This is a genomic window from Nocardiopsis sp. NRRL B-16309 (genome assembly GCF_001279585.1).
GTDB lineage: Bacteria > Actinomycetota > Actinomycetes > Streptosporangiales > Streptosporangiaceae > Nocardiopsis.
In genome coordinates this window covers 320,116-339,013 of the sequence record NZ_LGEC01000016.1, presented here as the reverse complement: position 1 = coordinate 339,013, position 18,898 = coordinate 320,116, and the positions used below count along the sequence as shown (strand labels likewise).

General features: G+C 71.2%; 14 protein-coding genes. 9 read left to right on the top strand and 5 right to left on the bottom strand.

Features of this window, described 5'->3' with window-relative positions; all coding sequences use genetic code 11:
• Positions 1-436 precede the first annotated feature (436 nt).
• Entirely contained in the window at positions 437-3,331 is a 2,895-nt protein-coding gene (gene secA, locus ADL05_RS04485) for a preprotein translocase subunit SecA (RefSeq protein ID WP_053615566.1), read from the top strand.
• A 286-nt stretch (positions 3,332-3,617) separates the two neighbouring features.
• Here secA and ADL05_RS04480 read toward each other — a convergent pair whose 3' ends face one another.
• The 3 genes from ADL05_RS04480 to ADL05_RS04470 form a co-directional block, all read right to left on the bottom strand.
• On the bottom strand, positions 3,618-4,214 hold the full coding sequence (locus tag ADL05_RS04480) for a DM13 domain-containing protein (protein ID WP_053615565.1): 597 nt from the start codon (positions 4,212-4,214) through the stop codon (positions 3,618-3,620).
• 105 nt (positions 4,215-4,319) lie between these two features.
• Positions 4,320-5,873: a PTS transporter subunit EIIC gene (locus tag ADL05_RS04475; RefSeq protein WP_053615564.1), complete on the bottom strand. Its 1,554-nt coding sequence runs from the start codon at positions 5,871-5,873 to the stop codon at positions 4,320-4,322.
• A gap of 45 nt (positions 5,874-5,918) precedes the next feature.
• Positions 5,919-6,656 (bottom strand): GntR family transcriptional regulator, encoded by a 738-nt coding sequence (locus ADL05_RS04470; protein WP_053615563.1) that lies wholly within the window; start codon positions 6,654-6,656, stop codon positions 5,919-5,921.
• A gap of 306 nt (positions 6,657-6,962) precedes the next feature.
• On the opposite strand from ADL05_RS04470, the gene ADL05_RS04465 reads away from it, so the two are divergent.
• From ADL05_RS04465 to ADL05_RS04440, 6 genes are all read left to right on the top strand, one after another.
• Positions 6,963-8,006, top strand: a complete 1,044-nt coding sequence (locus ADL05_RS04465) for an SIS domain-containing protein (protein WP_053615562.1) — start codon at positions 6,963-6,965, stop codon at positions 8,004-8,006.
• A 133-nt stretch (positions 8,007-8,139) separates the two neighbouring features.
• A complete protein-coding gene (locus tag ADL05_RS04460) occupies positions 8,140-8,388 on the top strand; it encodes a glucose PTS transporter subunit EIIB (RefSeq protein ID WP_053615561.1) in 249 nt (82 codons plus the stop codon).
• A gap of 15 nt (positions 8,389-8,403) precedes the next feature.
• Positions 8,404-8,892: a PTS glucose transporter subunit IIA gene (locus ADL05_RS04455; protein ID WP_053615560.1), complete on the top strand. Its 489-nt coding sequence runs from the start codon at positions 8,404-8,406 to the stop codon at positions 8,890-8,892.
• Between the two features lie 109 nt (positions 8,893-9,001).
• Complete coding sequence (locus tag ADL05_RS04450) at positions 9,002-10,639, top strand: glycoside hydrolase family 3 protein (RefSeq protein ID WP_053615559.1); 1,638 nt, start codon at positions 9,002-9,004, stop codon at positions 10,637-10,639.
• 82 nt (positions 10,640-10,721) lie between these two features.
• On the top strand, positions 10,722-11,369 hold the full coding sequence (locus ADL05_RS04445) for an HAD family phosphatase (RefSeq protein ID WP_053615558.1): 648 nt from the start codon (positions 10,722-10,724) through the stop codon (positions 11,367-11,369).
• A 31-nt stretch (positions 11,370-11,400) separates the two neighbouring features.
• Entirely contained in the window at positions 11,401-11,832 is a 432-nt protein-coding gene (locus tag ADL05_RS04440) for a DUF6912 family protein (protein WP_053615557.1), read from the top strand.
• On the opposite strand, the gene ADL05_RS04435 is transcribed toward ADL05_RS04440, so the two are convergent.
• Both ADL05_RS04435 and ADL05_RS04430 read right to left on the bottom strand, forming a co-directional pair.
• Positions 11,833-12,183, bottom strand: a complete 351-nt coding sequence (locus ADL05_RS04435; RefSeq protein ID WP_053615556.1) for a co-chaperone YbbN — start codon at positions 12,181-12,183, stop codon at positions 11,833-11,835.
• A gap of 2 nt (positions 12,184-12,185) precedes the next feature.
• Positions 12,186-12,578, bottom strand: coding sequence for a MerR family transcriptional regulator (locus tag ADL05_RS04430; RefSeq protein ID WP_053615555.1), 393 nt, complete (start codon positions 12,576-12,578; stop codon positions 12,186-12,188).
• A gap of 312 nt (positions 12,579-12,890) precedes the next feature.
• Here ADL05_RS04430 and ADL05_RS04425 point away from each other — a divergent pair, with 312 nt between their 5' ends.
• Together ADL05_RS04425 and ADL05_RS04420 are read left to right on the top strand one after the other, a co-directional pair.
• A complete protein-coding gene (locus ADL05_RS04425) occupies positions 12,891-13,586 on the top strand; it encodes a haloacid dehalogenase-like hydrolase (RefSeq protein ID WP_053615554.1) in 696 nt (231 codons plus the stop codon).
• A gap of 333 nt (positions 13,587-13,919) precedes the next feature.
• A complete protein-coding gene (locus ADL05_RS04420; protein ID WP_053615553.1) occupies positions 13,920-18,791 on the top strand; it encodes an NAD-glutamate dehydrogenase in 4,872 nt (1,623 codons plus the stop codon).
• The last annotated feature ends 107 nt before the right edge of the window (positions 18,792-18,898 follow it).

The following is an 18,898-nucleotide window of genomic DNA, read 5'->3' as shown; positions in this document are numbered from 1 at the left end:
GTCGCGACGGCCGGTCACCGTCGTGACCTTCCGGGGCGGCGGCGGAGTCCTCCGGCGGTGCGCCGGGTGCCCCGCGGCGCGGTCGCCCCTACGGGTGAACTACCCACTGCCGCGCCCTTTCCCGCCTCCACGCGCAAATATCCCGAGGCGCCTCCCGCGACGCCCGGGCCGAGGGCGGTAGGGGCGGGCAGGTCTGTGGGGCGGGGAACATCCGGGACGTCCCCGATCGTTCACTTGGTGGCGCGTGCCGACAGTGACCAGGCGAGAGGGCCCCACCCGAGAGCGGGCCGGGCTTGCGGCTCGGTTCCTCTAGGATGTAGGCCCGAGGGCCCAGGAACCCCCGCCGTCCTTCACGGCCACGGGAAGCGGTCCGCGGGCCTAGATCTGAACTCCACGTGCGTGGAGCCAAACGCGATCTCCGAGGAGCGCATAGGAAGTGCCAGGCATACTCAACAGGCTCCTGCGCGCGGGTGAAGGTAAGATCCTGCGCCGGCTCACGAAGCTGAAGGACCAGGTCAACTCGCTCGAGGAAGACTACCTGGAGCTCACCGACGACGAACTGCGGCAGCTCACCCAGGAGTACAAGGACCGCTACCAGGACGGCGAGTCCCTGGACGACCTGCTCCCGGAGGCCTTCGCGACCGTCCGCGAGGCGGCCCGCCGCACCCTGGGCCAGCCCCACTTCGACGTCCAGATCATGGGCGGCGCCGCGCTGCACCTCGGCAACATCGCCGAGATGAAGACCGGTGAGGGCAAGACCCAGACCGGTGCGCTCGCCGTCTACCTCAACGCCCTCGCGGGCAGGGGCGCCCACGTCGTCACCACCAACGACTACCTGGCCCGCCGCGACGCCCAGAACATGGGCCGCATCTACCACTTCCTCGGCCTCGAGGTCGGTGTCCTGAGCCCCGGCATGCCCGCCGCCGAGCGGCGCAAGGCCTACCAGGCCGACATCACCTACGGCACCAACAACGAGTTCGGCTTCGACTACCTGCGCGACAACATGGCGCTCTCGCTCGACGCCACGGTGCAGCGCGAGCACTACTTCGCGCTGGTCGACGAGGTCGACTCCATCCTCATCGACGAGGCCCGCACCCCGCTGCTCATCAGCGGCCCCTCAGAGCAGAACTCGCGCTGGTACGCCGAGTTCGCCAAGATCGCCCCGCGGCTCAAGCGCGGCCGGGACACCCCGCCCGAGCCCGGCGAGGACCCGGACGCCGTCAGGGGCGACTACGAGGTCGACGAGAAGAAGCGCACCGTCGGCATCACCGAGGCCGGCGTGGCCAAGGTCGAGGACTGGCTGGGCATCGACAACCTCTACGAGGCCGTCAACACCCCGCTCATCAGCTTCCTCAACAACGCGCTCAAGGCCAAGGAGCTCTACCGGAAGGACAAGGAGTACATCGTCAAGGACGGTGAGGTCCTCATCGTCGACGAGTTCACCGGCCGCGTCCTGCCGGGCCGCCGCTACAACGAGGGCATGCACCAGGCCATCGAGGCCAAGGAGCGCGTCAAGATCAAGGACGAGAACCAGACTCTCGCCAAGGTCACCCTCCAGAACTACTTCCGCCTCTACGAGAAGCTCGCCGGCATGACCGGTACCGCCGAGACCGAGGCGGCGGAGTTCCACCAGACCTACAACGTCGGCGTGGTCCCCGTGCCCACCAACAAGCCGATGATCCGTGAAGACGTCAAGGACGTCGTCTACAAGAGCGAGGACGCCAAGTTCCAGGCGGTCGCCGAGGACATCGCGGAGCGGCACGAGGCGGGCCAGCCCGTCCTGGTCGGTACGACCAGCGTCGAGAAGTCCGAGCGCCTCTCCAACATGCTCAAGCGCGAGGGCGTCCCGCACGAGGTCCTCAACGCGAAGAACCACGCGCGTGAGGCGTCGATCATCGCCCGCGCGGGCAAGCTCGGCTCGGTCACCGTGGCCACCAACATGGCCGGTCGCGGTACCGACATCATGCTGGGCGGCAACCCGGACTTCCTCGCCGACGAGGAGCTCCAGTCGCGCGGTCTGAGCCCGCTGGAGACTCCGGAGGAGTACGAGGCGGCCTGGCCCGAGGCACTGGAGAAGGCCAAGGCCGAGTTCGAGGAGGAGCACCAGAAGGTCGTCGAGGCCGGCGGCCTGTACGTGCTCGGCACCGAGCGCCACGAGTCGCGGCGCATCGACAACCAGCTGCGCGGCCGTTCCGGCCGCCAGGGCGACCCGGGCATCTCGCGGTTCTACCTCTCGCTCCAGGACGACCTGCTGCGCCTGTTCAACAGCAGTCGGCTGGAGGTGTTCATGAACCAGATGAACATCCCCGACGACCAGCCGATCGAGTCCGGCATGGTCAGCAAGGCGATCGCCTCCGCCCAGGGCCAGGTTGAGACGCAGAACTTCGAGATCCGCAAGAACGTCCTCAAGTACGACGAGGTGCTCAACCGCCAGCGCCTGGTGATCTACGCCGAGCGCCGCAAGGTGCTGGAGGGCGAGGACCTGCGCGACCAGGTGGTCAGCATGCTGGAGGAGGTGCTCCGCGGCTACGTCTCCGAGGAGACCGCCGAGGGCGACCCCTCCGACTGGGACCTCGACAAGCTCTGGACGGCGTTCAAGCAGGTCTACCCGATCAGCTTCACCGTCGACGAGTTCATCGACGAGAACGGCGGCCTGGAGGCGATCACCGGCCGGCTGCTGGCCGACCGCGTCGTCGAGGACGCCAACGAGGCCTACGCCGCCCGTGAGTCCGAGCTGGGCGAGGCGACCATGCGCGAGGTCGAGCGCAAGGTCATCCTCCAGGTGATGGACCGCAAGTGGCGTGAGCACCTCTACGAGATGGACTACCTCCAGGAGGGCATCGGGCTGCGCGCCATGGCGCAGCGCAACCCGCTGATCGAGTTCCAGCGCGAGGGATTCGACATGTTCCAGCAGATGCTGGAGGCCATCAAGGAGGAGTCGGTCGGCTACCTCTTCAACGTCGAGGTCCGCGTTCCCAAGAAGGCCGAGCCCACCCTGACCGCCGCGGCCGCCGCGCAGACCGCGTCCACCGTGGGCGGCGAGGCCGGTGTCACGGCCGTGGCGACGGCCGTGGACGAGGACGAGGACGAGGAGGCCGCCGAGGCCGAGGCGCCCGCCCAGGAGACCGGCGACCCGGAGGACGTGGTGGTCCCCGGCTTCGGCGAGAACCAGCCGACCCGGCTGCAGTACTCCGCCCCGAGCGAGGACGGCACCGTCGAGCGGCACAGCGAGACGACCGACGAGTTCGCCGGGACGGCGCGCAACGCGCCCTGCCCCTGCGGCTCGGGCAAGAAGTACAAGAAGTGCCACGGGGACCCGGCGGCCAAGTAACCGGCACCGGAACCGAGACGGGGGGCGACCCGCGCGTCCGCGCGGGTCGCCCCCCGTCTGTCGCTCGGCCGCCGTCCCCGGCCACGACTGCCCACGGCCTTCCGGCTAGGGCCCCAGGGTCACGGCCTTCCGGCTACGGCTGCCTGGGCCAGGCCTTCCAGCCCCGGCCCCTCGGCCGCCGCCTCCGGCCAGGACTGCTCGGCCACGGCCCCCTGGGCAGGGCATCCCGGCCACGCCTTCCGGCGACGACCGCCCCGGGCTCTGCCCCGGGCTGCGGTCGCTGGGCCTACAGCTCCACCGGCGCGGAGCCGAAGGCCACCGAGAAGCGTTCGCACCAGATGACCACGCTGGTCATCCCGTCCAGGTCGGCGTCCGCGGGGATCTCGTAGTTGGCGTTGCCCTCGGTGCCCTTGAGCTCGCCGAGCGCGACGTGGCGCCCGTCCCCGTACTTGTACCAGTCGCCGCCGGCCTCCTGGTCGGTGATCCACACCTTGAGGTCGGGGCCGTCGCTCGTGACCAGGTCCGCCAACCGCACGTGCCGCGTGCCGTCGGGCAGTTCCAGAACCGTGGCGGTGCCCGACGTCTCGTGCTCCTGGGTGATGAACGCGCCCTCGCCCAGGACCACCGGCTCGTCGGCCGGTTCCTCCGCGTCCTCGTCCGAGTCCGCGCCGCCCTGCGCGTCGTCGGTCCCGGCCGCCTCGGGGGCCTCCTCCGACGCGGCGACCGCGGTGGGCGGGGCCTCGTCCACGGTCCGGGTGGTGAACAGCCGCCAGGGCTGGAAGGCCCACAGGCCCGCGGCCACCAGGACCAGGACGAGCCCGGCCACCGGCCAGAGCACCAGTGGCCGTCGCAGCAGCGGACGCTTCTCGGTACCCGCGTTCATCGTGTGCCTCTCTCGTGGAAGGATCCGTCGCGCTGGGTTCGGAGCCGGGGCCGCCCTGGCGACCCCGGCACGCGCGTCGGATCCGTCACGATGCGGCGGCGGGGCTCAGCCGGAGGCGTCGGACCTGCTGTCGGGGCCACCGTCGGACTTCCCGCCGGACCTTCCGTCCGAGGACCCCTGCTCAGGCGGCTCCAGCGAGCCGTCGACCCGTGTCCCGGGCCGGTCCTCGGCCGCGCTGGGCACGGTGTGCGCGGCGGTGTTCTCCTCCGGATCCAGTTCCCGGCCCGGGGTCGGCAGGTTGAACCGGGTGATGAGGACGTAGAAGATCCCGAAGTAGAGCCCGAAGTACACCAGGCCCAACAGCAGGATCAGCCCCAGCCCCGAGGTGTTGTCCTTCGTGGCGTTGAGCAGCAGGTCGATCAGGCCCGCCGAGAAGCCGAAGCCCAACTGGGCGTCGAGCGCGTTGAGGATGGCCATGGACAGGCCCGTCAGCACCACGTGCACGGCGAACAGCGCGGGCGCCACGAAGATGAACGCGAACTCCACCGGCTCGGTGATCCCCGTGGCGAACGCGGTCAGCGCCGCCGGGATCATGATCGACCCGATCTGTGCGCGCCGCGCCTTGGGCGCCGCCAGCCACATCGCCAGGGCCGCGCCCGGCAGGCCGAACATCAGCACGGGGAAGAACCCGGACAGGAACGTCCCCGCCGAGGGGTCGCCCGCCAGGTAGCGGGTGATCTCGCCGTTGGACACGTTCCCGGCGTCGTCGGTGTAGGAGCCCGAGACGAACCAGATGAACGAGTTGACCACGTGGTGCAGGCCCAGCGGGAGCAGGAGCCGGTTGACCACCCCGTAGAGGCCCGCGCCCACCGCTCCGGCGCCGATGATGCCCTCGCCGAGGTCCTGGATCCAGGAGCCCACGACCGGCCACAGCATGCCCAGGGCCACGCCGATCAGCAGGCCGGCCAGCGCCGTGACGATCGGGACGAACCGTCGGCCGCCGAAGAAGCCCAGCCAGGTCGGGAGCTTGATGCGGTGGTAGCGCTGCCACAGCAGGGCGGCGACCAGGCCCATCGCGATGCCGCCGAGCACGTCGGTGGGGTTCTTCACCGCGTTGTTGATGACCGCGCCGACCGCCTCGGCCGACGCCTGGTCCACCATGGGCTCACGCGTGACCGGGTCGACCGGCAGCGGATAGGTCACCAGACGCGACCCGAGGTCGCCCGTGGGTCCGTTGAAGGTGACCATCGTCCACGTGGCCACCCGGTCGAACACCAGGTACCCGACGACCGCGGCCAGGGCGGTGGACCCGTCGGCCCGCTTGGCGAAGCCGATCGCCACACCCACCGCGAACAGCAGGGGCAGTGCCTGGAAGATGGAGTCGCCCGCCGCTCCCACGGCGCCGGCGACGGGGTCCATCCACCCCATGCCGGGCATCCCGGCCAGGCCGTCGGCGCCCAGCAGGTCGGGCTGGCCCAGGCGGAGCAGGATCGCGGCGGCGGGGAGCACCGCGATGGGCATCATGAGGCTGCGGCCCAGACGCTGCAGGACGGCCAGCGCGGACGAGGGGCGCTTGGCGCGCTTGGCCGGCTCGGCGGTTCGGGCGGTGGCGCCACCACCGGGTTCCGGGTCCGGGGGTGTGCTGTGGTCCGTACTCATGGGGGGTCCTCCCTGGGAGGCGCGCCTCGTGGGCGCGGGGGGTGATCAGTCGCCGTGCCGCCGCGGGTCCAAACGGGAGTGCAGCTGGTAGCGGTCGGCACGGTAGGTGGACAGCGCCAGTTCCACGCACTGCCCCTTGAAGAAGCTGCGGCGCTGCATGATCAGCACCGGGCTCCCGGCGGGCAGACCGAGGAGCCGGGAGTCCGCGGAGTCGCAGATCCCGGCCTCGATCGTCTGTTCTCCGGAGTCCAGGAGGATGTCGAACTCGTTCTCCAGCACCTCGTACAGCGAGCGCTCGGCGAGGTCGAAGTCCTCCAGTCCCGGAACCATGGCGGCGGGGATGTTGGACCGCTCCACCGCCATCGGCTCGTCGTCGGCGGTCCGCATCCGCTCGATGTGGTGCACCAGCGTGCCCGGCCCGATGTCGAGCATCCGCGCGGTGTGCCCGCTGGCGGGGATGACCTGGCGGATCAGCTCCCGCGCGCCGGGCTCGTAGCCGCGGGCGCGCATGTCCTCGCTGAAGGACGCCAGGACCAGCGACATCTCGATCTTGGGCCGCGCGATGAAGGTCCCCTTGCCCGGGACGCGGTACAGCCGGCCCTCCGAGACCATCAGGTCGATCGTTTGCCGGACCGTCATGCGGGACAGGCCGTAGGTGGTGCTGAGCTCGCGCTCAGAGGGGATCATGTCGTCCACGCCCAGGCCGCTCTCGGTGATCCAGTCCAGGAGCAGGTCACGGAGTTGGCTGTACTTCGGGAGCGGGTTCGTGGGGTCGATCGACATGGGTCGGGCCGGCCTTCTCGGTCGCAGGGAGGATCGGGCGTTCGACCCTAGGGCATGTTCCACGGACGCGCCCCAGCGCGGTCGCGGCGCCGGTGCCCGGGGCGTCCCCGGCTCCGGTGACCTCTCCGATCTGACTGGTATAGTCCGGACTAGACCATAGCTCCGCCCGCGTGTCAATACGCCTGACAGCAGGCGGTTCGTGCCAGAACCGGGGCAGGTCGGACGGTGTCCGGCCCACCCTGGAGCAGCGGCCGACGCGGATCCCGGACCCGGGCCGGGCCGCCCGCCACTCACGGAAGGTTCTCCATGACGACCACGACGAGCGTGATGCGCTCCGAGATCGCCGAGCAGCCCGAGGCGCTGCGCCGCACGTTCGCCGAACTGCTGCCGCTGCGACCCGAGATCGAGGCCCTGGGCCGACGGACCCGGCACGTGCTGTTCATCGCCCGCGGCTCCTCCGACAACGCGGCGGTCTACGGCGGCTACCTGCTCCAGGCGCACACCGGCCGACTGGCCACGCTGGGCTCGCCCTCCATCGCGACCACCTACGGCGCCAAGATCGACCTGTCCGACGTCCTGGCCGTGGCCATCTCCCAGTCCGGCAAGACCGAGGAGATCGTTGAGACCATGCGCTGGGCCGCCGACTGCGGTGCCCGTACCGTCGCCGTCACCAACGGCGCCGGGTCCCCGCTGGCCGCCGAGGCCGACGTCGCGCTGGTCACCCGGGCCGGCGACGAGCTGGCGGTGCCCGCGACGAAGACCTACAACACCCAGCTCGCCGCGCTGGCGGTCCTGGCCCTGGGCCTGGGCGCGGACCTGGACGCCGGCGACCTGGAGCGCGTGCCGGACGGCATCGAGGAGACACTCGCGGCGCCCGCGGACGCGCTGGAGGAGATCGTCGAGCGGATGGTCGCCGTGCAGGGCGCGGTCATCTCCGGCCGCGGCATGGCGTTCTCGACCGCGCTGGAGGCCGCCCTCAAGCTGAAGGAGGCCTGCTACCTGCACGCGATGGGCCTGTCCTACGCCGACCTGCTGCACGGCCCCATCGCCGTCGTCGACCCGCGCACCCCGGCCCTGCTGGTGGCCGCGCCCTCCGGTCCGACCCTGCAGGGGACCGTCGCGCTCGCCGAACGCGCCCGCTCCGCCGGGGCCCCGGTGTTCGGCTTCGGCGGCGGCCCGGCCCTGGCCGCCGCGAGCGACCTGGCCGTCCCCGTGCCGGACGTGCCCGAGTGGGTGTCGCCGATGAACCTCATCGTGCCCGCGCAGCTGCTCACCGAGCGCCTGGCGCGGCGGCTGGGCTACAACCCGGACGTGCCGCGCGGCCTCAACAAGGTCACCCAGACCTCCTGACGCGGGGACCCCGTCCGGCGACCGAGTACCCCCCGCGTACTCAGCGCGGTCGCGCGGACCCTGGTGTGTGGGATGGGTCACCCCTAGGCTCGTCCCGGGGGACTCCCGTTCCCGAGGCAAGCACGGAGGACAGATGGCGGACAAGGCAGCGGCGATCGTCGCCGGGTTGGGCGGCCCGGCCAACATCGAGGACATCGAGGCGTGCATCACCCGGTTGCGGACCGAGGTGGCCGACCCCGGACTGGTGAAGGAGGGCGACCTGCGCGCGGCGGGCGCCCACGGGGTGCTGATGTCGGGCAACGTCGTGCAGGTCGTGGTGGGTCCCGAGGCGGACTCCCTCACCGACGACATCAGGGACCTGCTGGATGAACTCTCCGTGTGAGGGAAGGGATGTCCCATGCCAGACGTGACGGACGCGCTCGACGTCCTCTCTCCCGTGACCGGGACAGCGCTCTCCCTCTCGACCGTGCCCGACCCCGTCTTCTCGGAGGGGATGGTCGGCCCCGGTGTCGCCGTCCACCCCGAGCCGGGGCAGGAGGGCGGCCAGGAGGGCACGCAGTCGGCGCTCGCCCCCATCACCGGGGACCTGGTCAAGCTCCACCCCCACGCGTTCGTGGTGATGGCGCCCGACCAGCGCCGCGGTGTGCTGGTGCACCTGGGCATCGACACCGTGGAACTCGCCGGGCGGGGGTTCACCCTCCTGGTCGAGGAGGGCGCCCGGGTCGAGGCCGGTACTCCGGTGATCCGCTGGTCGCCGGGCCTGGTGGCGGCCCAGGGCAAGCCGTCGGTCGTGCCGGTGGTCGCCCTGGACGCCGGTGAGGGAACGCTGCGCGACCTCGTGGAGGGCGCCGTCCGCACGGGCGAGTCCCTCTTCACCTGGGAGTAGGCCCCTCAGGTTCCAGGACCCGGCGCGCGGGCGACCGTGCACCGGGTCACCCCCTTCGGGGCGGTATTCTCCGGCCGCGACCCTCTGACCACCGGAGATGACACCCGCCATGAGACCGCTCCTACCGCGCGCCCTCGCCACGGCCTGTGCGGCCCTGACCCTGATCGCCAGCGCGTGCACCACCGAGGAGGTGGGTTCCTCGCCGCAGGAGGACGAACCGTCGCCGACCGCCGAGGCCTTCGAGCCCGTGCTCGCTCCGGAGCTGCTCGCGGAGATGGACCTGGACGACAAGATCGGCCAGCTCCTGGTGCTGACCGCCCAGGGGACCACCGCCGCCGCGAACGCGGCCCAGATCGAGGCCTACCGGCCCGGGGGCCTGATCTACTTCGACGCCAACCTGACCGGCGCCGAGCAGATCGCCGAGATGTCCGTCGGCGTCCAGGCCCTGGCGGCCGACCTGGGACAGGGCGTCCCGCTGTTCGTCGGGGTCGACCAGGAACAGGGCATGGTGGCGCGGCTTCCCGTGGGCACCCGCTTCCCGGACGCGATGGCGGTCGGGGCGAGCCACGACCCCGCCATGGCCGAACTGCTGGCCGGGACCACCGCGGCGGAACTGACCGCGCTCGGGATCAACCTGGACTACGCCCCGGTGGCCGACGTCAACACCGACCCGGACAACCCGGTGATCGGGATCCGCTCGTTCGGCTCCGACCCCGAGCTGGTGGCGGAGATGGCCGTGGCCGAGGCCGGGGCCTTCGCCGAGGGCGGTGTCGTCCCCGTCGTCAAGCACTTCCCGGGCCACGGCGACACCGACGTGGACAGCCACACCGGCCTGCCCGTCATCGACCTGCCGCGCGACCAGTGGGAACGGGAGCACCTGCCGCCGTTCCGCGCCGCCGTGGAGGCCGACGTCGACGCCATCATGACCGCCCACGTGCTCATGCCGGGCCTGGACAGCAGTGAGGACCCCGACCCGGCCACGCTCTCGCCGTCGATCATCGGCGGCATCCTGCGCGAGGAGCTCGGCTACGACGGCGTCGTGACCACCGACGCCCTCAACATGGAGGGCGTGCGCCAGCGCCACGACGACGGCGAGGTCGCCGTCAGGGCCGTCGAGGCGGGGGTGGACCAGCTGCTGATGCCGCCGGACCCGGCCGCCGCCGTGGCCGCCCTGCGCACCGCCGTGGAGGAGGGCCGCATCACCGAGGAGCGCATCGACGAGTCGGTGCTGCGGGTGCTCACCCTCAAGGAGAAGCGCGGGATCCTGGAGGCGGACCCGGTGGACCCGGCCGCCGCGGCCGACGCCCTGGGCCACGAGGAGGCGGCCCGGACCGTCGCCGAGGCCTCCGTCACCCTGCTGCGCAACGAGGACGGCCTGCTACCGCTGCGGGACACGCCCGTGCGGGTCGCGGGAGCGGGCGCGGACACGATCTCCGCCGCGCTCACCGAGGCCGGCGTCACCGTCGACCCCGCCGCCCCGACCCTGGTCGTGGGCTCGGACGGGGCCACGCAGGAGCAGCGCGCCCTGGTGGAGTCGGCCCAGGGGCCGGTCATCGTGGTCTCCCAGGGCGGCCCCTACGACCTGGCGGCCTTCCCCGGCGTCGACGCCTTCCTGGCCGTGTACTCGTCCGTGGACGTGTCGCGCGCCGCCGCGGCCCGGGTGATCGCCGGTGAGGTCGAGCCCACCGGGACGCTCCCGGTGGACGTTCCGGACGTCGCGACGGCGGGCGAGGGCCTCTCCTTCTGAGTGCTTCGTCCCTCTTCGGGGAGATTGAACCGGGTGGGGAACGGGAAGAACCGTTCCCCGCCCGAACAGATGGAGGACGCGGATGGACAGCACCCGCCGAGGGGTCATCTCCGACTGGGGCGGCGTCCTCACGCCGCCGCTGATCGACGGAATCCGAGCCTGGCTGCGCGCCGACCGGATCGACATCGACCACTACCAGGAGGTGATGCGGCCCTACTTCGACGGCAGCCTCAACGGCTCCAACCCGGTCCACGCGCTGGAGAGGGGAGAGATCCCCGTCGCGCAGTTCGAGCGCGACCTGGCGCGCCTGCTGCGGTCCACCCACGGCGGGCCGGTCGTGGCCGAGGGACTCATCCACCGGATGTTCGCCAACTTCGAGCCCGTGCACGGCATGTACGAACTCCTGCGCCGCTCCAGGCGCGACGGCGCCGCCACCGCGCTGCTGTCCAACTCCTGGGGCAACGGCTATCCGCACGAGCACTTCGAGGCGACCTTCGACACCGTGGTGATCTCCGGCGAGGTGGGCATGCGCAAGCCCGAGGAGCGCATCTACCTGCACACGTGCGAACGCCTGGGCCTGGCTCCCGAGGACTGCGTGTTCATCGACGACCTGGAGCACAACGTCCGCACCGCCGAGGCACTCGGGATGACGGGCATCCTGCACACCGACACCGAGTCCACCCAGCGGGCGCTGGAGCGCTTCCTGACGTCGACGGTGGCACACTCATAGGGTTCGATCCACGCACCTGAGAGCCGCCCGCATGTACGTCTTCCTGCCCAGCACCATCCCCGGCCTCGCCGACGTCCTCGCCACCGGGACGGCCGACGGCACCACCGCCTTCGCCGCCGACCCGCGCCCCGGCGCCGACGACGAGGAGGCCGGGTACGACGCCATGTACGCCGCCGCCGAGGCGTCCCTGGAACTCCTGGCCGCCGACCCGGACGCGCCCCGCCGCCGCGTCGTCCTGGCGGCGGTCATGCCGGACCAGGTCGTCGAGCGCCGGGGCGGCGCCGGACCGAACGTGGTCCGGGTCAGCGTGACCCAGCCGGTCTCCTACAAGAAGCTGGCGTCGGCGCACGTGGACGACGAGGCGGCGGCCGACGACATCGCCGCCGGCGACGCGGAGGACCACGAACTGCTGTGGTTCGCCGTCCAGGAACTGCGCCACCTCGTCGGCGAGGACGGCGCCTAGCTAGGCGCGCGAACCCGCGGTACCGGGAACGGACCGCTCGACGAACGGCTCGACCTCCTGGAGGATGCGGCGCCGGGGGCGGGCGCCCACCATCTGCCGCACGGGCTCGCCCCCCTGGAAGAGGAAGAGCGTCGGCGTAGCCATCACCTGGTAGCGACGGGTCGTCTCGGGGCTGGCGGGCACGTCGACCTGCACGACCCTCAACCGCCCGCGCAGGTCGTCGGCGAGGGACCTGAGCACCGGCTCCATCTGGCGGCACGGCGGGCACGAGTCCGAGGTGAACTCCACCAGGACCGGCAGGTCCGAGCGCAGAACGTCCTCGTCGAAACCGGCGTCCGTGGTCTGCTGCATGGTCATCCCTTCATCTGGCACAGCGGGTCGGGCGGGTCGGGTAGGTCCGACTCGGCCCGGGCCAGCTGTGCGCCCACCTCGTGGCGCACGGCTCGCAGCTCGTCGATGAGCGTGTCGAGCTCGGCGAGCTTGCCTCGGTAGACGTCCAGCGACGCGGGGCAGGAGTCCCCGGTGGGGTGCCCGGCCCGCAGGCACTCCACGAACGGGCGGGTCTCCTCCAACCCGAACCCGAAGTCCTGGAGCGTGCGGATCTGCTCCACCAGCCGCAGGTCGCCGTCGTCGTAGACGCGGTATCCGTTGACCTCGCGGCGGGTGGGGAGCAGACCGCGGGACTCGTAGTAGCGCAGGGTCCGCGTACTGACCCCCGCCCGCCTGGCAAGTTCACCGATGCGCATGCCCGACACGCTAGACCTTGACGCCGACGTCAACGCAAGGGCACGGGTCGGCATCAGTCCAAAGGCGCCATGGACGACCAGAGCGCGCCCTCGGGATCGCGGGCGGAGTATCCGCGGTCGCCGTAGGGCTGGTCCGCGGGGTCGCGGAGGATCCGGGCGCCCTCGGCGACCACCCGTCCACCGCGCCGGGCCCGGGGGCGCCCGCCGCCCCGTGGCCGGTCCCGGACGCGCGGTTCCTGGGAGAATCGCCCATGCGGCAAGATGGGGGTAGCCCCGTCCCCGAACGTCGAGGAGTCAGCCATCAGCCGCCTGGTGCTCTGGAACATCGACCTCACCCTCCTGGACGTCGGACGGGTGATGAGGGCCGCCTACGCCGAGGCCTTCGAGAAGGTCACGGGCGAACCGCTGGTCTACCTGACCTCCGCCGAGGGGCGCACAGACTCGGAGATGTTCTTCGAGTTCTGCGCGCGCAACGACGTCGACGTCGAACCCGACGGCGACGTCCTCGCCGAGTTCATGGCCCTGCTGGAGGAGGCGTTCGGCCGGCGCGCCGACGAACTCCTCTCCCAGGGCCGGGTGATGTCCGGCGCCGCGGCCTCGCTGGCGGCCGTCGCCGGGATGCCCGACACCGTCCAGACGGTGGTCAGCGGCAGCACCCGCGCCAACGCCGTGGCCAAGCTCGCGGCCTTCGGCCTGGACGCCCACCTGGACCTGGCCATCGGCGGGTACGGTTCGGTGAACTACCCCAAGTCGTCCCTCATCCAGTCCATCCGACTGCACGCCGCCGGCGACGGCGGACGGCCCTACACCGAGCAGGAGACGGTGTTCGTCGTCAGCGCCGTCTCCGACGTCCGCGCCGCCAGGATCGGCGGCGCCGTCCCGCTCGCCGTGCGCACCGGCTCGGCCACCGAGGCCCAGCTCCGGGACGCCGGAGCCGTGGCCGTCCTGCCCGACCTGGGCGATCCCCAGGCGGTCATGACGGCAGTGCACCAGGCGACGGCCCGATAGTTCACAGCGCAAGGCCCCGGAGGTCCATGTGTCCCGTGCCCGTGACCACCGCAATCCGCTTCTTACAGGTTGTAACTACCGCGTAACGGTGTTGCACCTGTCCTCCCGCGCGAAAACCAGTAGCCTGGTCAGCGGATGAGGTGGGGACAACGGCGTCTGCCGCCTCTCCATTGTTCCGCCTGTGCGCACAGGTGCCGTCCCGTCACCGTTCCCGCGCGCCCCGTCACGGGACGCGTCCAGAACCACCCATCAGCACGGAAGTTCACAGGTCACATGACCGGCTGTTTCTCCAGCGCTCGTGCGACGTTGCTCACAAAGGAGTGAGAGATCCCTATGTCCGGGCCATCAGACGTCATCCTCCAGAAGCTGCTCAGTGACGCGGCCGCGAAGTGGTCGCCCCGAGCGGGCCTGACCCCCGAGGACGCCGACGCCGTCCGACGCTTCCTGCCGTTCTACTACCGGCACGCGGACCCGGAGGAGATCTCCGGTCGCACCCCCGAACAGATCTGCGGCCCCGCCGGGGCGCACCGCTTCTTCGGCGCCCACCGCGTCCCCGGCCGCGCCAAGGTGCGGGTCTACACCCCCGAACGCGCGCGCGACGGCTGGGAACAGCAGACCAGCATCGTCGAGATCGTCACCGACAACGCCCCCTTCCTCGTCTCCTCCGTCACCATGGCGCTGCACGACCTCGGCGCCGGCGCCCGCCTGATCATCCACCCCCAGATGACGGTCGGCCGCGACCTCGAAGGCGTCCTGCGCGAGATCGACCCCGAGATCGGCGGCGACGGGCTGCTGCCCACCGACGAGTCCTGGATGCACATCGAGATCGACCGCCAGGACGACCCCGAGCGCGTCAAGGAGATCACCACCCGGCTGGAGAACGTCCTCAACGACGTCCGCTACGTGGACGAGGACGCCGCCAAGATGAGCAACCGGGCGATCCGGATCGCCGACGAGCTGGCCGCCTACCCCGACCGCCTCGTGGCCGGAGGCGTCGACTCCCGCGAGATCGGCGAGAGCGTCGACTTCCTGCGCTGGACCGCCAGCCGCCACTTCACCTTCATGGGCTACCGCGAGTACACCCTGGTCACCGACGAGAACGGTGACGACGCCCTGCGCCCGGAACCCGGCTCGGGCCTGGGCATCCTGCGGATGGACTCGCCCTCGTCCACGGGCTTCGCCGCGCTGCCCCCGGAGATCCGCGCCAAGGCCAGGGAACCCTTCATCCTGGTCCTGACCAAGGCCAACTCCCGCGCCACCGTCTACCGCCCCAAGTACCTGGACTACATCGGCGTCAAGAAGTTCGACGCCCAGGGCAACATCGTCGGGGAGCGGCGCTTCCTCGGGCTGTTCACCCCCCAGGCCAACACCGAGTCCATCGCCCAGATCCCGATCCTGCGCCGCAAGCAGGCCGAGGTCCTGTCGCTGGCCGGGTTCGAGGCCGACAGCTACGACGGCAAGGACCTCATCGAGCTGCTGGAGACCTTCCCGCGCGAGGAACTCCTGCAGATCCCCGTCAACGAGCTGTACAACATCGTCCGCGGCGTCCTGCGCCTGCGCGACCGGCGCGGCACCAAGCTCTTCATGCGGCGCGACCCCTACGGCGGCCGCTACATGTCCTGCTTCGTGTACATGCCGCGCGACGAGTACAGCACCCGCGTGCGCCTGGACATCCAGAAGGTCCTCGCCGACGCCTTCGAGGGCGCCACGATGGACCACAACGTCATGATCGGCGCCGCCCCGCTGGCCCGCCTCTACCTGGTGGCCCGCGCCAAGTCCAAGCAGACCCTGGCCGACATCGACCAGGTGGCCCTGGAGGAGAAGGTCCGCGAGGCCGCCCGCTCCTGGGACACCGACTTCGACGCCGCCCTGACCGAGGCGTTCGGCCCCGGCCGCGCGACCGCCTACAAGGACCGCTACTCCAGCGGCCTCACCGAGGCGTACAAGGTCGACAACTCGCCCGAGACCGCGGCGGCCGACATCGGCGAGCTGGAGAAGCTGCTGGAGCGCACCGACCCCGACCGCCGCCAGGGCGAGTTCGTCGGCCGGCTCTACCACCCCGACGACCCCCGGCTGGGGGAGTGGCGGTTCCGGCTCTACCGGATCGGCGAGCCCGTCACGCTGAGCCGCATGCTGCCCGTCCTGGAGCACCTGGGCGTCGACGTGGTCGACGAGTGGCCCTACGACCTGTCCATCGAGAGCGTGGGCCGGGTCTGGATCTACGACCTGGGGCTGCGGCGCTCCGCGACCACCGAGCTGCCGGCCGACCGTCTGCGGGAGCTGTTCGAGGACGCGTTCGAGGCCACCTGGCGCGACCGCGGCGAGTCCGACCGGTTCAACGCCCTGGTCGTGCGGGCCGGCCTCGACTGGCGCCAGATCTCCGTCCTGCGCGCCTACGCCAAGTACCTGCGCCAGACCGGCGCCACCTACACACCCGACTTCCTCGCCGACGTCCTGGGCAACAACGTCGGGATCGCGGGCCTGCTCATGGAGCTGTTCGAGACCCGCTTCGACCCCGACCTGCCAGACGAGGGCCGCGACGAGCGCGCCGCGGCCCTCGTCGACAAGATCGAGGCCGAACTGGAGGGCGTGGCCAGCCTGGACCACGACCGCATCCTGCGCTCGTTCCTCGCGGTCATCGAGGCCACCCTGCGCACCAACCACTACCAGGGGCATCCCTACCTGGTGCTCAAGCTCGACCCGCAGCGGATCCCGGACCTGCCCAACCCGCGGCCCCGGTTCGAGATGTACGTCTACTCGCCCCGCGTGGAGGGCGTGCACCTGCGGTTCGGTTCCGTCGCCCGCGGCGGCCTGCGCTGGTCCGACCGCTTCGAGGACTTCCGCACCGAGATCCTCGGCCTGGTCAAGGCCCAGATGGTGAAGAACTCCGTCATCGTGCCCAGCGGCGCCAAGGGCGGGTTCGTCTGCAAGCGGCTGCCCGAGGGCGGCACCCGCGAACAGGTGATGGCCGAGGTCGTCGCCTGCTACAAGCAGTTCATCAGCGGCCTGCTCGACGTCACCGACAACCTGGTGGACGGCCGGGTCGTGCACCCCGAGCGCACCGTCCTGCACGACGCCGACGACTCCTACCTGGTGGTCGCCGCCGACAAGGGCACCGCGACCTTCTCCGACACCGCCAACGAGATCTCCACCGCCCGCGGCTTCTGGCTGGGCGACGCCTTCGCCTCCGGCGGCTCGGTCGGCTACGACCACAAGGCCATGGGCATCACCGCGCGCGGCGCCTGGGAGTCGGTCAGGTACCACTTCCGCGAGATGGGCGTGAACGTGCAGGAGGAGCCGTTCACCGTGGTCGGCATCGGCGACATGTCCGGCGACGTGTTCGGCAACGGCATGCTGCTCTCGAAGCAGATCCGGCTGGTGGCCGCCTTCGACCACCGCCACGTCTTCCTGGACCCGGACCCCGACCCGCACACCTCGTGGGCCGAGCGCAAGCGCATGTTCGAGCTGCCGCGCAGCACCTGGCTGGACTACGACCCGAACCTCGTCTCCGAGGGCGGCGGCGTGTTCCCACGCGACGCCAAGTCGGTGCCGGTCAGCCCGCAGGTGCGGGAGGCGCTCGGGATCGAGGACGGGGTGGACAGCCTGACGCCGGACGGGCTCATCCGCCGCATCCTGGCCGCGCCGGCGGACCTGCTGTGGAACGGCGGCATCGGCACCTACGTCAAGGCGAGCGGCGAGACCCACGCCGACGTCGGCGACAAGGCCAACGACCGCCTGCGCGTGGACGCCACCGAACTGCGTGTCAAGGTGGTCGGCGAGGGCGGCAACCTGGGCCTGACCCAGCCCGCCCGGATCGAGTTCGCCCGCGAGGGCGGCCGGATCAACACCGACTTCATCGACAACTCCGCCGGCGTGGACACCTCCGACCACGAGGTGAACATCAAGATCATGCTCGACCGCGAGGTGCGCTCGGGCAGCCTGGACAAGGCCGACCGCGACCAGCTGTTCATCGACATGACCGACGAGGTCGCCGATCTGGTCCTGGACAACAACTACGCGCAGAACACCGTGCTGGCCGCCGCGCGCAGCCAGACCTGCCAGATGCTCCACGTCCACGGCCGGTACATGCGCCACCTGGAGCGCACGAAGGTCCTCAAGCGCAAGCAGGAGGACCTGCCCTCGGACAAGGCCATCGCCGAGCGGCGCGCGGCGGGCAAGGGGCTGACGACCCCCGAGTTCTCGACCCTGCTGTCGTACACCAAGATCGACCTCAAGGACCAGATCGGCGACTCGGACCTGTCCGAGGACCCCTACCTGGCCGACACCCTGACGAACTACTTCCCGACGCCGCTGCGCTCGGAGCGCTTCGCCCAGGGAGTGGCCACGCACCCGCTGCGCCGCGAGATCATCGTCAACCAGGTCGTCAACCAGATGGTGAACCGGTCCGGGGTCACCTTCGCCTTCCGCCTCAACGAGGAGCTGGGCTCCAGCGCCGCGGACATCGCCCGCGCCTACCTGGTCGTCCAGGAGATCCTGCGGCTGCGCAGGTTCTGGAGCCGGGTCGAGGAGCTGGACCACCACATCTCCGTGGACAGCCAGCTCGTCCTGCTGCTGGAGACCCGCAAGCTCGCCGAGCGCTCCGCCCGGTGGCTGCTGCGCAACCGCACCTTCCCGTTCGACGTGCGCAGCGAGATCGGCTACTTCGCCGACGGCGTGGGCGAGGTGCTCCCGCACCTGGCCGACCTGGTCAAGGGCCGCGACCGCGAGGCGTTCGTCGAGCGCCGCGACCGCTACCGCGAGATGGGGGTGCCGGCGGACCTGGCCGAGCAGGTGGCCGTCATGGTGCCGGCCTACTCCACGCTGGACCTGGTGGAGATCGCCCAGCGCACGGGCCGCCCGGTCGAGAAGGTCGCCGAGCTGTACTTCGAGCTCGCCGACCAGCTCAACATCAGCTGGTGGCGCGAACGCATCATCGACCTGCCGCGGGACGACCGCTGGGGCACGATGGCCCGCTCCTCGCTGCGCGACGACCTGTACGCGGCGCACGCCGCGCTGACCGCCCGCGTGCTGGAGTCGGGCGCGCCGGAGGAGTCCACGTCCGGGCTCATCGCCGGGTGGATCGCCCAGAACGAGGAGATCGTCGGCCGCGCGGGCATCACCCTGTCGGAGATCCAGGAGAACGAGCGCTTCGACCTGGCCACCCTGTCGGTGGCCCTGCGCTCGGTCCGCTCCCTGGTCGACTAGCCACCCGCGCCCCGTGCCCCCGGCCTCCGCCGGGGGCACGGCGCTGGGCGGGGGCGGGACGGAACCGGGGCCGGGGCTGTCGGGGAGCCGGCACGGGCCCGACCCGG